Raw genomic sequence first — 13,356 nt, forward strand, 5'->3', positions numbered from 1 at the left:
GACGCACAATACGAAAACTGAAAGGACCAAAACATGCAGTTGGTCTACGAATCCGAAACAATGGGGAATCGTTTTGGGCAGGCCTCGAATCGCCGCAGTGCAGCTCAATTCCAAGTGGAGCGCGTCAGGTTCCGGTCTTGGACTGCTCGGTCGCCACGGTGCTGCCAGCCCAAGCCAGGTTGTCGCTCAGCTGCGCCAGAATGCTGATGGCATCACGCAGAGGCGCATCTCCGCTTTCGAATTGCAGCAGCAGCAGAAGGTCGGTGGCCTTTTCGAACTCACCGGGAATCCAGTCCGCTTCGGGGTCGATCTCGCCGCCCTGTTCCAGGCGTTCGGCAAAGTCTTCGACGATTTCCTGACAGCTTTGCAGGAACGCGGCCGGTTCGATATCCGAGGATTCACGCAGGTCCTCATAGATGCTGGCAATTGCGGCCAGCCAGTCTTCGAGGATCGGGTTGTTCAACGGTGGCAGGGCCGACCCAAGCGCAGCTTGAACCGAAGGGCTTTCGGTCTCCGGCTCTGGCTCGGAGCCAACGAGAGTTGCCAGAAATGGCTGGAACAGCTCGGCGATGTCTTTTCGGGCTGCGTTCAGGTCCTGCATCCGACGCGCGGAGGCCGCCTCGAGCACCTTCTCGGCCAGATTCTGACCGCCGCAGTTTTCCCACAAATCAAAATCTGGTTCAGGCTCTTGCGCCATAGCTTTCACGGCGACAGTCGTACCGATTGGAACCACGGCGTTGAAAAGGCCTGTTTTTTCCTTGTTCAACCGGGCAAGCACACGGTCCAGAGCATCACGGACGTGAGGCAAATCGGTATGCGTAACGGCCAGCAGACTGTTGTCGCGCAATTCCTGCGGGACCTGTGCCCAGAGATGACGCTCAGTCTCGCGCCAGGCGTTTGTGCCGTTGGTGCACCAGATGGCGCAGTCCACGAAACGCAGCAGGTCGAGCGTTGGTTTATAGGTCTCATCCAACGCGCCCGAGCCGGGCAGGTCGAACAACGAAATCTCCCGCAGCGCGGGCGTGTTCAACCCGACGGAGATGAAGTCGGGCTTATCCTCAGCCGCTTTCTCCAGCACGATCCCTGAGTAAGTCTTGGGCTCCTTGTCCCACCAGCCGACGGTGGTTTCAGGCGCATCCGCATAAGCAACGATAACGAGCGGCAGCTTCAGATGCTGTGGACCGGTGGGCAGAATGTCCGCCCCGGCCAGCATATTGGCGAGGCTTGATTTGCCAGCGCCGAATTCCCCGGCAAAACCGATATTAACCGCGTTGGACAGACGCTCGGCATGGGCCAGAGCCTTCGCGCGCATATCCTCCAGCGCCGAATCCATTGGCAGGGATTCAGTTGCGTTCAGAAAGCGTTCAAGCTGCCTGACGTCCTGTTCGGTTCCGGGAAATTCGATCATTCCGCTGCCTTTGCTTGTCCTTCATCCGCGCGCACCGGGCCGAACACTGTTTCCAGTTCATCGGCGATGCGACGGGCCCGGTCGAACGCATCCTGCGCTTCGGCCTGAGCATTAGTTTCACCCGATCCGGTCCGGTGTTCAAGATAGCCGCCCAACAGCGCCACGTAGTGGTCCAGAACCGTTTTCAGCCGCTCCATCAGGTTTTCACGCGCCGTGTCGATCAGATCATCCCCAATCAGTTCGAATTCCTGCACGATCATCCGCTCTGCGCGTGTGACGACGCTTTTGCGCGAAATCAGGCGCGACAGCCAGTTCACCCGCAACTCCACCGTAATACCGCGGGTCAGCGCCGTCGTGTCCGGACGGAACCACCGCACCGCGCTGGTGTTCATGCGGTTGTCGACGGGGTCCTGCCATCCGGGCAAGGCGCGCAGGGCCGCGTTGGCCTGCATGTCGATCGCATAAAGCTCGCTCAACATGCGCTGGCGAACGACCTGCGTGGCCCCCTGGATCAACTCCCGCATCCGGTCGCGCAGAGGGGTAAAGTTCAGCTCGGTCTCAGCGCCTTTGGCCAACAGAGGCGAATTGCCATCCGGGCCACGCACCACGGCCGAGACCGCCTCAGCCACCGTGTCATCCATGACGCCGCGCAGATTTGCCAGCACGTCATCCATGTCGCGCGTCATCACCTCGGTCTTCTCGGCGACAAGCGCCCTGAGTTCACCAAGCGTCTTGTTGTTTTCGTCCAGATCGACTGTTGCCGAGCCATCCTCGGACTCCAGCGCGCGCAGCTCGGCCTGCGACCGTTCCAATTCGCCCTGCGCGAAGCTGTTCAAATGCTGCCACGCCATCCGCAGCTGTTCGCTGCGAGGGCCATCGGCCAAGGCCTGTGTCACGTGCCGCCGCAGATCCGGCAGACCAGAGGCGATCATGGCAGCAAAGCGCAGAACGCCTTCGCGGCTGATCGGGCCGGGGCCTTGCTTGATCTCTTCCACACCGTCCAGATACTGCTTCATCTGCTCGGGATGGGCGCGCAGCCAGGCTAGGACGTCATCGTGATTGACGCCGGTCTCATCCCCGGTCAGTGCATAATGTGCCCATTGGGCACTGCCCATCAGCACATCAATGTCCGAGTTCCCCAGCGCTTGTTCCAGACCGTCCAGAACATCACTGCGCACCTTGCCGGCATCCTCGGCCCCGCCGCCCAGCTCATCCACGCGATTGATGAAGACGACGATCTGGCCCAGTTCCAGCGCTTGCATCAGGCGGAACAGCTTCAGATCAGCCCGTGACAAGGCCTGATGCGCGGACAGAACCACCACAAAGAAATCCGATTCCTTGAGGTACTGGCGCGAGATTTCCTCGCGGATCAGCAGCGGGTCGTTGACGCCCGGCGTATCGGTAACGGTCAGCGGAAACGGGAAATGGCCAATGTCGAAATAGACCTCGGCCTTTCGGGTGATGTCGCTGTAGAGACCCCGATCCGAGCCGGGATCGTGGGTTTCGCTATCGCTCGGATCATCACCCGCGCAGACATAGCGGGCCAGATCGTCCGAGTTCAGGTCTTCCAGATCGTGATGCTGACCCAACAACTGTTCGTAGCTGTCGCCCAGACGCAGACGGGCGCGGGTTTTCATCGCCTCGACCTGCTCTTCGATCATCTCGCGCTTATAGCTGTCCTCTTCATCAGGGAACATGTTACGCAGCTCTTCACCCTCGGCGATCAAGGCCTGCCACTGGTGATTGTCGAAGAAGTGGAATTCTGCCCCTTCGGTGCGGCCCGAAGGATGGCCGAAATGCATATCGGTGATCACCGTTGTCCACGGGTTCACATCCGAGGGCAGGTATTCGGCCTGCCCCGTGAAGCCATTGATCAAACGCGATTTTACCGCCTTGATCTGCCCGACAAAGGCGATCGACGGTTTCAACCCCGAAAGGTCTCCGACAATGCGCGAGATGAACTGACGGGTTTCGTCATTGCTTGTCTCGTTCATGTCTTCGGCGATGCGAATAAGCTCGCGGCGACTGGTCTCACTCATAACTTTTTACCCTGGTAACAAGAAACACTGGTTTGAATTGATGGAAAATTTGAAGGATCGGGAGGCACTCATGAGTCACCCCCGGAAAGTTTGGTCCACAGGCCAACAACGGCACCCAGCTTGCGCGCGTCATGCACGGCAATTGCGGTCTGCTCTTGATCCTGCACCACCGCCACGGCAGCCCCCTTGCCCCCAGAAGGACGCATGACAATCAGCTGAGGTTGCTGCAGCTCGGACTGGCTATCATCGTTCCATCCGGTCAGATCCGCCATGAAACGCGCCAGAAGACCGGCATCCGGGCGCAGTGCGGCGTCTCCTTCGAACTGAGGATCACCTCCGTCGATCAGGCCACGCGCCTGCGCGAAACGCTCGGCACTGTCAAAGAACCCCCGCGCGGCAGAGGTGGCATCCGTTGTCTGAGGCGCAGGCTCTTCAACATCCGGTACAACCGAAACAATCGGCTCCGCCGGAAGTTCGATCCGGGCGCAGGCAGTTTCGATTTCGCCAAGCGTGACGCCGACGTCATCGGCCTCAAGCTCGGCATCGGGTTTCAGCGAGACGAACTCCAGCGGCGCGGGCGCGTCGGCGATGTCCGACACCAGTTGCGCAAGTTTGCCGATCAGCCCTTCGCGTGGTTCGGTTTCAAAATCCGGCACCATACCCGACCGGACGCGGAACACATCGGTCACGCGGGCATTGCTAACCTCGATCGCCAGCACGTCGCCGTTGGCCGCGGTGAACTCCAACCGGCGCGGTAGGACGGTGCCGCGAATTGCGCGCAGAACACCCGCACGGCGCGCAACCGAGGACCGCCCGATATTGTCGAGCATGTCGAGTATGTTCGTATCCATCATACCGTGACCCCCTCTGGTCCCGTTCAGACTGCGGCCGCAACCGGCCCTAAGCTGAGATGTGATTTGGTAAGCGCCAACCCTACATTCGCGCTGTTGCTGCAGATGTAGCAGACCACATGTTCGGGATACTCCCGGGTCCGCTGGAAAATGATCAACCTGTCGCCGGAAAACACCGCGATTTCCCCAAATCCCGGTGTTTCAGACGCGTCCCCGCCTGCCTCGCGCAGCATGGTTTCAAAAGCCACCACCCCGCGCCCCTGAAACAGGTTTGCCGCGGCCAAAGCCAGCGTGTCCAGCACGTCCGCGGCATCAGGGTCCTTGACGCTGGTGCCCAACAACATCCCCGTCTCCATGTCGACATACCCGGCTGCTACGCAGTCGGGTATGGTCTCCATCGCCGCGGTCAGAGCAACTTGAATAGACATCTAAACCCTGACCTTCTTCATGTCTTGTCGGCGTCGGCTACAGAACATGCCATTCTGCCCCTCTGTGTTCCCCGGCTTTGGGAATGGACCTGATCGCCTCTTTGGCCTGAGTTTCGATATGCTCAAGGGCAATCTGGTCGAACTCAGCCAGGAAGGCCAAGAACGCGCGTTGAAGACCCTCGGCATCTGTGGGCAGATCCCCGGCGACGGCAAGCTCTCGCCACATTGCGGCTGCGCTGGGAAGCTCGCCTGCGGGGATGTCCAGCAGCCCCTCGTTTGCATCTTCCTCAACCTCTTCCGGTTCGGGCTGCGGCATCAGCCGCACTTCGACCAGACCGTTAGTTTCGGGCTCTGGTTCAAAGTCATCGTCATCGCTGCCCGACTGTTCCGCCATCAAAGCCGTGATCGACGAGACCGAAACCTCGATCCCAGGCGCATCAGGCTGGTCTTCTGTGTCCTCCGTCGGCGCAACCTCGGGTGTTTTGGACAGGGTCTTGTTGAGCGACAACAGAAGGTCTTCGGATTCCTCAGCCTCAGGCGCGGCCTCAGCCACATCATTTGCGGCGCTGGGCGTATCCTCCTCTTCGGCAAAGACATTCTCATCTTCGTCTTCCGCGCCCGAGAATTCGAACACGTCCAAATCCGCTTCGGTGTCCGCGAAAGAGGACAGGTCCAGCGGGTCTTTGGGCCCATCTCTGAACTGGGCGCGCAGCTGGTCCTCTTTCGTCTCAGCGGATTGCGGGTCCGGCGTCGGGACCATTTCGGCGCGCAGGCGCTCGGCCTCGTCCGCATTGATCCGCTCCCGCTCTACCTCGTCCGAGCGGCGTTCGACGCGGGACGGGCGCACTGGGAAATGGGTGACCACGCCACTATCCTGATCTGCCACCTCTGGGGTCTCCGAAGGAACCGGATCCACCAACTGCAGCGGGGCGACCTCAGCGGTCTCGTCCTTGCGCTTGGGCCGGGTCGGGCGCACCAGCGGGCCGTCAGACTGGCTCTTGTCAATTTGGTACCGCGACAGATGGCCGGCGCGGGTGTCCATGATCTGCTCGGTGATCCCAAGGAAGCAGTCGATCATCTTGCCACCACCGCTGCGCGCCCACATCTCGGGGTCGCCTGTTTTGTCACGCGCGGTAATCGCGTCGCGAGCGGAAAACAGGATCGAACGGTTAAACAGATGCCCCGCCTCGCGGTTGACCCGCCGCAGAACTTTTTGGCGGTCTTTCTGGCCCAGCGCATCAGCGCGCGTGATCAGCAGGATCGAATTGTTCTGCAACCGTTCGGGCAGAGAGACCCACGTCGCCCGTTCGGTTTCCCGCCAAGCCTGTGTCGCATGGGTACACCACAGAACGCCATTGGCCTGTCCGACAGCGCGCTGCCAAACATCGGTCGAGATTTTGGGGTCCGAGATACCGGGCGTGTCGATCAGATCCACCGCCTCGAGAATATCGGCTTCAAGGAAAATCCGAATAAACTGCGCGTCGTTGACACCCACACTCTCAAGCTGATCCAGCGAGATATCTTCGGTGCTGCCATCATGGCGTTTGACGTAAGCCGAGCGGTTACCATAGCTGAACCAAACCGGCGGCAGTTGAGTTGCGGTGACTTGCGTCGGCAAGGCCTGCTTGCGCAGCAGAAAGTTCATAAGCGTCGATTTACCGGCGCTGAACTCGCCCATAAGGGCGAAAACCGGCTTACGGCGCGACCACTGCTCGATACGCTCCCATGCCTTGGGGGTGATGAAACGGTTTTGGATGTCTTTTGCCATTTTTCTACTTACGCCGCTTCGTTGCTTAGGTCTTTGAGGATGCTGCCCAGAATCTCGTCACGGGATTTCTGCAATTGCAGACCCGCCATCAGCGCCGGATTCTGCCCTGCATCCTTCTCGGCCGTGGCCGAGATATTCAGCAGGGTTTCCTTCTGCTCGCGCAGGAAGTCGGTCAGGACGGCCCGTACGTTTTCAAGTACGGCGGCAACCTGATTTTCCTCGATATCCTTGGTGATCGAATTCGCCTCGGACGCGATCAGACGGGTGTAGTCGGATGCATAGGCCTCGAACCCTTTACGCCGCTGCCACCAGCGCCGCCACCATGTGCTTTGCAGGTCCAGCGCGATGGTGCGACCGATCCCCAGCGGGGGCGGTACACGGGGCACAATCGGGGCTTCGATGTTGAACTCACCTAGGTGATTACCAAGCAGTTTCTGATAGAGCGCTTCTACATCCGCCGCTGCTGCCGTATAAAGCGCGCCGGCTTCCTTGCGCATGGAACGGGCAAAGCTGAAATACGCCGCTTTCTGCAGCGTCCGCAGACCCGCAGGATCATACTGCCACGTCCCCTGCTCACCATTCTGTTCCAGATGTGAAATCAGAGAGTCTGTAGCCCGTTTGACAAAGCTCGTCTCGGCCGAGTTCAAACGCTCTAGCACCTTGTCGCGTAGCTTGGCGGTCAGATCGGCGGCCTTTTTGTCATACTCGGCGGACACGGCGGCAATCGCGTCCTCGGGCGACGCGCCGTCAAGATCACGAACGACGCCCTCACCCCCGGACAGAGTCTTTGCAACCGCGGTGGCGCGAATCTGGCTGGCAATGTTGCGCGCCCGGTGGCGCACACGGTCCAGCAACCTGGCCCCTGCCCCTTCGGCGATGCGTTCGTTCATTGCCAGTAGCAGGTCGGGCAGGCCCGAAAGCGCCCAGATCTTATCCAGCGACGGCGCCTGATCCCCGAACCCTGCGGCAAGATAGAAGGTGTTCAGGGCCTCACGCGATTCCTCGGTCAGGATTTCGGGGTTGCCGGTCAAGGCGGCCTCGGCCCACAGGGCGCTGCCGAACACGACACTTGTGTTGGCGTCGATGTTGTTCTGTTTCAGCGTGTCCTGAATCCGGTCGCGGATTTCGGGCGCTGTCGCTAACACGCGATATGTCCGGTGTATGTAACATGCGATCTGTCCGGTTCTATTCTGTCTCTGAGAGGAGGCGTTATGAACCGAGCAGAAGTGTTACAGGAAGTTCGACTGATGAAGTTTGAAGATGTGTATTCGCGGCGAAGCGCGAACAAGCTGACGCAAGAACAGGCGGCTGAGATACTGGGTGTATCCGTGCGCACCGTCAGGCGTTGGGAGGATCGATTTGAGGCGGATGGTGCAGAAGGTCTGTACGACCGTCGGCTTGGCAAACTGGCCAACAATCGTGTTGCCACGGATAAGGTCATGGAGATGCTTGAACTGTTTGATACCAAGTACTGGGATTACACGCCGAAGCATTTCCACGAGAAGCTGGTGGCCCACCATGGTTTCACACAGAGCTACAACTGGGTGCGGCTTACACTGCAGCGCCACGGCCGGGTTCAGGCAGCACCCCGACGAGGTGCCCATCGGCGCAAGCGGCCCCGCCGTCCGATGGTTGGCATGATGTTGCATCAGGACGGCTCCAGCCATGAATGGGTTCCGGGTCAGTGGTGGGATCTGATCGTCACCATGGACGATGCCACCAACCGGGTTTATTCGGTATTCTTTGTCGAGGAAGAAGGGACGATGAGCAGTTTTCAGGGGCTGACAGAGGTGATCGAGGCGCAAGGTCTGTTTTGCTCGCTCTATGCCGATCGGGGCTCTCATTACTGGCATACGCCCGAAGCGGGCGGCAAAGTGGACAAGGACAATCTGACCCAGGTCGGGCGCGCCTTGCAGCAACTCGGCATTGAGCTGATCCCGGCCTATTCACCGCAGGCCCGTGGACGGTCTGAACGCATGTTTGGCACGTTCCAGAACCGATTGCCGCAGGAACTGCGGTCCCATGGGATCACAACCATTGAAGAGGCCAATCAGTTCCTGAAAGAGGTCTATCTTCCCGAACACAATGCCCTGTTTGCAAGGGAGCCGGAGGATACGACCTCGGCCTTCGTGCCGTTTACAGGCAATGTGCGCGACACCCTGTGTGTGCAGGAAGACCGCGTCGTCGGCAACGACAATACGGTGCGCTACAAGGGCCTGGTCATGCAGATCGCGGCAGACAGGCACCGTCATCATTTCGTCAAGGCGAAGGTCAGGGTCCACGAATACCCCGATGGTCAACTGGTCATCTTCCACGGCCCGAGATGCATTGGCCGCTACCAGCCTGACGGATCACCCATCACACAGGAGGATAGCAAACACAAAGTCGCGTGACCCGCTTCGACGTGGCGCGAACGCGGTGGCCCAAATCTACGGTCGCCTACGGCTCCCTCCGAATTGGGCCACCGCGCAATCAACTGAAGCGGACAATTGGCATGTTACCTACACCGGACAATTCAGAATGTTCTCGACATCGCGGATTTCGGGCACCTGGTTCACCGGATCAGCCAGCTCGTCAATACGGTTCACAAACAGGACGATCTGACGGTTTTCGAACTGAGCGATGATCCGCATCAGCGCCATATCCATCGTGGTCAGCGCCTGGCTTGCAGCCAGCACGACAACACAAACCTCGGACCCGCGCAGGCTGCGCAGCGTGATCTGCTCGCGCACCATGAAGGTATCGTTCACACCGGGCGTGTCGCAGAGCTTCAGCGCAATCGGGTATTGCGGGATGTCCATGTAAAGTTCGGCCGATTTGGTTACATCGGCGAACCGTCCGGTTTTGGGATCGATATCCGGATCGTCCTCATCGCCCAGACAGACGTAGCGCTGGATCAACTCTTCGTCGAAATAGTCGTATTGGTGGCTTTGACCTAGGATCAGGTCGAAATGCTTGCCAAGACGTTCTTCCGATTTGGCCTTCATCTCACCGATCTGGCGGCGGATATCGTCCATCTCGTCATCCGCACCGGCGCGGTTGGCCAGCTCACCCAGACGACCGCCGCCCACCATCAGGTTGTCCCATTCTTCCTGCTCGAAGAAGGTGAACTTGGACTTAGTGTCACCCGGCGGGCGCGTATTGATGTTCAGCGTCGTAACCACCGAGGTCCAAGGGTTGACGTCAGACGGCAGCAGCGCAGGACGGCCTGCCAGAATGTTCACGATCGAGGACTTGCCAGCCTTGACCTGCCCCACCATCGTCACGCTGGCGGTGAAGTTCTCCATCCGCGTCTTGAGCGTCGCCAGACGCGCCGAGGAGCGCGCATCCGCCACCTCTGTCAGTTGGTCGATCTGCGATGTCAACGACGTCATCGCCGACGTCATCGGCATCAGAGCTTCATTGCCCACAGACAAAAGGTGGTCATTGCGCGCCATGTTTAGCCTCCGGTTCCTGTTGCCGCGATCCGGTGCGCGTGGTCCGCGCCTTGAGCCGGGATCCCGGTCAGGGTGTCGATACGGGCGATCAGGTTCAGAGCGTTGCCCAGAATCTCGGCCTCGGCCCGTGGTGTAATGGTTTCATAGCCTTCGGAATCTGCCAGAACCTCGATCGAGCTGAAGCGGTCGCCGTTTTCAAGGCAGGCAACGCGACGCCCGGTCGGGAAGCCATCGGACTTGCTGGCGGGCAGCGGCATCCGCGCGTTTGCCAGCAGATAGTGCTGGCCCGAATGGGTGCGTAGTGAAATTCCAAAGCCGGTATTGGGGTAATCGCGGTTCAGGGTTTTGAGTTCACCCAGAAAACTCTCACGTGCAAAGATGACGGCATCCTGCTCGTGGGCAGCGGAGTTGTTCAGATCGGTCACAGCAAAGAACCTCGAGACTGGAGTTGAGCAAAAAACTCGTAAAGGCGCCTAAGTGGCAGAAAAGACTCATTAACTCCTACGCGACCAAGAAGCCCGTTCAAGGCGGTGTTATTTTGACGCGAATAAGATATTTTGGCGTTTCAAATGTGGCGCCATTAAGGCGCGCGATTCATAAGAATGCCTCAACCCCTACGTGTACGGGGTTCTTCTTCAAAAACACCTATCTCGCGACAAACCGCATAGTCTGCAAATTGGCAACGTTGGCGGACTATACCGCAGCGCTTGGCAAATACCAGCGAATCGCAACGGCGTTTTGTTCAAGCGCAAAAACTTGCCTTTGAATGGATTTTACCCCTCGCGCTGGCGGAAAAGCTTTGCTATCCAGCGCTCCAGTCCGACGCATAAGCGTCCGGTTGCGGGTGTGGCGAAATTGGTAGACGCACCAGATTTAGGTTCTGGCGCCGCAAGGCGTGGGGGTTCAAGTCCCTCCACCCGCACCACTGGTATCCATAGGCGATAATTGTAGCGTTTCAGCTGGTCCGCTGAGCTAGCTGTGCCTTCGAAACCAGAGGCCAGCCTCTTAGTTTCGCGATCCGAACCATTTGCGGTAAATCTCGTCATAGGTTCCATCTTCGCGCAAAGCCAGAAGCGCCTGATTGACCTCTTCCACCAAGGGTGATCCCGTCGGGAAGGCTATGCCGTAGTTTTCGCGCAGAAAGATTCCTCCGGTCATCGTGGCGATCCGACGACCCTCATGGGCCGCGAAATAGGACAGGACAGGGGCGTCAAACACGACCGCGTTCAGGTCTTCGGCCTTGAATGCCTCCAACATTTCATTAAGCCCGGGGTAGGCGACGTATTCGATCTCGCGCCGGTTGAGAAAACTGGCAGCAGTCGATCCTTCGATCGTGCCAACATTCTTGCCGTAAAGGTCATTGACCGAATTCACATTCCCGGTGATCGCATCCACCGTCATGACACTGGTGATCCGGGCGGTGAAAACCGAGACGATGAACAGGGACGACACCACCAGTATGACGCCTAAAATGCGGCCAAAGGGCGTACGGGGCATCCTCTCTTCAAAGCCGCCATTGACGACCAAGTTCAGTGCCCACCAGAAGGATGGGAACCATGCCTCGTTCAATTTTCGGTCGAAATAGGGCTGCGCGCGACGTTCGAACCCCCACATCAGCATGCCGCCCCCCAGAAGGATGGCAAAGGCCAGGCCGATGGCAAAGAACAGCTCGGCCGACAGTAGCGCCTGCAGCAACGACGGCTTGCGCGCCGAATCCGAGGGCACCATGATCTGCAACCCAGCCTCGAAGATCGGCTGGCTGAAATCCATCTGCGTCTCACGCAGCGCGGTGATCGAGATATTTGCGATCGCCAAATCCGCCGTGCCATCCTGCACGGCCCCCAGCATGTCTGCGAAGGCCTCGACCCGGGTAACGGAGTACTCCCACTCCAGCGACTCGGCGAGCGCTGCCAGCAGGTCCATCGAAAAACCAGCCTCGGCACCGTCCTCGACATAGGAAAACGGCGGGCGGGTCACCGTGGTGACGTTCAAGGTTTGGGCCAGGCTTTGCTGTGCGAGAACGGCGAAAGTCAGGCTGATCAATGCGTAAAAGGCGCGTTTCATGGTCAAATTACCTGTTTCGCCGCCCTGTAGCGCGATTGAGGTCAAAACAGCAAGGTCACCGCAGGGTAAAGCACCATGTTTTATTGGCGTCTCAACTCGACACATTGTGGGAATTACCGGGGAAATCTGGCGGATTGGGGTTGGCAATCCGGCCAATTCGTTGAATCTGTGCGGTAACCTGAACGAAAACCCAACCCCGAGGCCTGAAATGACGGACGCAGTTCAATTGACAGCGGATTTGATCCGTTGCCCATCGGTCACACCCGTTGAAGGGGGAGCTTTGGTCTTACTGGAAAATCTGCTGTCAGATGCGGGGTTTGACTGCACGCGGGTGGATCGCGGTGGCATCTGCAATCTGTTCGCCCGTTGGGGTGACAAAGGGCACGCGCGCAGCTTTGGTTTCAACGGCCATACCGACGTTGTTCCGGTGGGCGACGAGGCCGCATGGACCAAGCCCCCCTTCGGGGCCGAGGTCCATGACGGCGTCATGTTCGGACGCGGCACAACCGATATGAAATCCGGAGTCGCGGCCTTTGCCGCCGCAGCTATTGATTTCGTGCGCGATACGCCACCCGACGGGGCCATCATCCTGACCATTACCGGGGATGAGGAAGGCGATGCGCTGGACGGCACAACGGCCCTGCTGGACTATATGGATCAATCGGAAGAGCGGATTTCGGTCTGTCTGGTAGGCGAGCCGACCTGTCCGAACCATATGGGCGAGATGATCAAGATCGGTCGGCGCGGCTCAATGACCGCATGGTTTACAGTGACCGGGGTGCAGGGGCATTCGGCCTATCCGCATCGGGCGAAGAACCCTCTGCCGGCGATGGCGCGGCTGATGGATCGGCTCGCCAGTCATGAGTTGGATCAGGGTAGCGACCATTTTGATGCCTCCACGCTGGCCGTTGTGACAATCGACACCGGCAACGCCGCGACCAACGTGATCCCGGCGCAATGCAGTGGGGCGGTGAATATCCGCTTTAACGACCTGCATTCCGGGGCTGCCCTTAGCGATTGGTTGCTGCAGGAGGCCGATCAGGTGGCGCAGGATTTCGGCGTTGAGATTGAGACACGGATCAAGATCTCGGGCGAAAGCTTTCTGACCCCTCCGGGCGAGCTGTCCGATCTGGTGTCTAGCGCCGTCAAAGCCGAGACCGGCATCACGCCCGAGCTATCGACCACGGGCGGAACGTCCGACGCGCGGTTCGTCAAGAACCACTGTCCGGTGGTCGAGTTCGGGCTGGTCGGACGAACCATGCATCAGGTGGATGAATGCGTCGAGGTGGCTCAGATCGAGCAACTCAAGGCGATTTATACCCGCATCCTGAAAGACTACTTCGCCTGACTGGCTCAGGGGG

The 13,356-nt window shown here is 59.2% G+C and carries 11 protein-coding genes and 1 tRNA gene; 3 read left to right on the top strand and 9 right to left on the bottom strand.

The features are described 5' to 3' along the window. Window positions 1-124 precede the first annotated feature (124 nt). From ACOERD_RS13500 to ACOERD_RS13525, 6 genes are all read right to left on the bottom strand, one after another. A complete protein-coding gene (locus tag ACOERD_RS13500; protein ID WP_419739362.1) occupies window positions 125-1,408 on the bottom strand; it encodes a dynamin family protein in 1,284 nt (427 codons plus the stop codon). Next, window positions 1,405-3,447 (bottom strand): dynamin family protein, encoded by a 2,043-nt coding sequence (locus ACOERD_RS13505; RefSeq protein ID WP_419739363.1) that lies wholly within the window; start codon window positions 3,445-3,447, stop codon window positions 1,405-1,407. Before ACOERD_RS13505 ends, ACOERD_RS13500 begins: the two co-directional genes overlap by 4 nt. Before the next feature lie 68 nt (window positions 3,448-3,515). Then, window positions 3,516-4,301, bottom strand: coding sequence for a hypothetical protein (locus ACOERD_RS13510; RefSeq protein ID WP_419739364.1), 786 nt, complete (start codon window positions 4,299-4,301; stop codon window positions 3,516-3,518). Window positions 4,302-4,324: 23 nt separating this feature from the next. Further along, window positions 4,325-4,642: a hypothetical protein gene (locus tag ACOERD_RS13515; protein WP_419739365.1), complete on the bottom strand. Its 318-nt coding sequence runs from the start codon at window positions 4,640-4,642 to the stop codon at window positions 4,325-4,327. A gap of 121 nt (window positions 4,643-4,763) precedes the next feature. After that, a complete protein-coding gene (locus ACOERD_RS13520; RefSeq protein WP_419739366.1) occupies window positions 4,764-6,494 on the bottom strand; it encodes a dynamin family protein in 1,731 nt (576 codons plus the stop codon). Window positions 6,495-6,502: 8 nt separating this feature from the next. After that, window positions 6,503-7,639 carry a hypothetical protein gene (locus ACOERD_RS13525; protein ID WP_419739367.1) on the bottom strand — a complete coding sequence of 379 codons (1,137 nt, stop codon included), beginning with the start codon at window positions 7,637-7,639 and terminating at the stop codon, window positions 6,503-6,505. Between the two features lie 66 nt (window positions 7,640-7,705). Here ACOERD_RS13525 and ACOERD_RS13530 point away from each other — a divergent pair, with 66 nt between their 5' ends. After that, window positions 7,706-8,887, top strand: coding sequence for an ISNCY family transposase (locus tag ACOERD_RS13530; RefSeq protein ID WP_419739368.1), 1,182 nt, complete (start codon window positions 7,706-7,708; stop codon window positions 8,885-8,887). Window positions 8,888-8,995: 108 nt separating this feature from the next. On the opposite strand, the gene ACOERD_RS13535 is transcribed toward ACOERD_RS13530, so the two are convergent. Together ACOERD_RS13535 and ACOERD_RS13540 are read right to left on the bottom strand one after the other, a co-directional pair. Next, window positions 8,996-9,931 (bottom strand): dynamin family protein, encoded by a 936-nt coding sequence (locus ACOERD_RS13535; protein WP_419739369.1) that lies wholly within the window; start codon window positions 9,929-9,931, stop codon window positions 8,996-8,998. Between the two features lie 2 nt (window positions 9,932-9,933). Then, a complete protein-coding gene (locus ACOERD_RS13540) occupies window positions 9,934-10,356 on the bottom strand; it encodes a hypothetical protein (protein WP_170638087.1) in 423 nt (140 codons plus the stop codon). A 415-nt stretch (window positions 10,357-10,771) separates the two neighbouring features. On the opposite strand from ACOERD_RS13540, the gene ACOERD_RS13545 reads away from it, so the two are divergent. Continuing rightward, window positions 10,772-10,856: transfer RNA gene (locus tag ACOERD_RS13545), tRNA-Leu, on the top strand. Window positions 10,857-10,936: 80 nt separating this feature from the next. On the opposite strand, the gene ACOERD_RS13550 is transcribed toward ACOERD_RS13545, so the two are convergent. Further along, window positions 10,937-11,995, bottom strand: a complete 1,059-nt coding sequence (locus tag ACOERD_RS13550) for a transporter substrate-binding domain-containing protein (RefSeq protein ID WP_419739370.1) — start codon at window positions 11,993-11,995, stop codon at window positions 10,937-10,939. Window positions 11,996-12,203: 208 nt separating this feature from the next. Between ACOERD_RS13550 and dapE the strand changes: the two genes are divergently transcribed. Then, entirely contained in the window at window positions 12,204-13,343 is a 1,140-nt protein-coding gene (dapE, locus tag ACOERD_RS13555; protein WP_419739371.1) for a succinyl-diaminopimelate desuccinylase, read from the top strand. Window positions 13,344-13,356 lie beyond the last annotated feature (13 nt).

It is taken from the genome of Ruegeria sp., from assembly GCF_965199275.1.
Classification (GTDB): domain Bacteria; phylum Pseudomonadota; class Alphaproteobacteria; order Rhodobacterales; family Rhodobacteraceae; genus Ruegeria.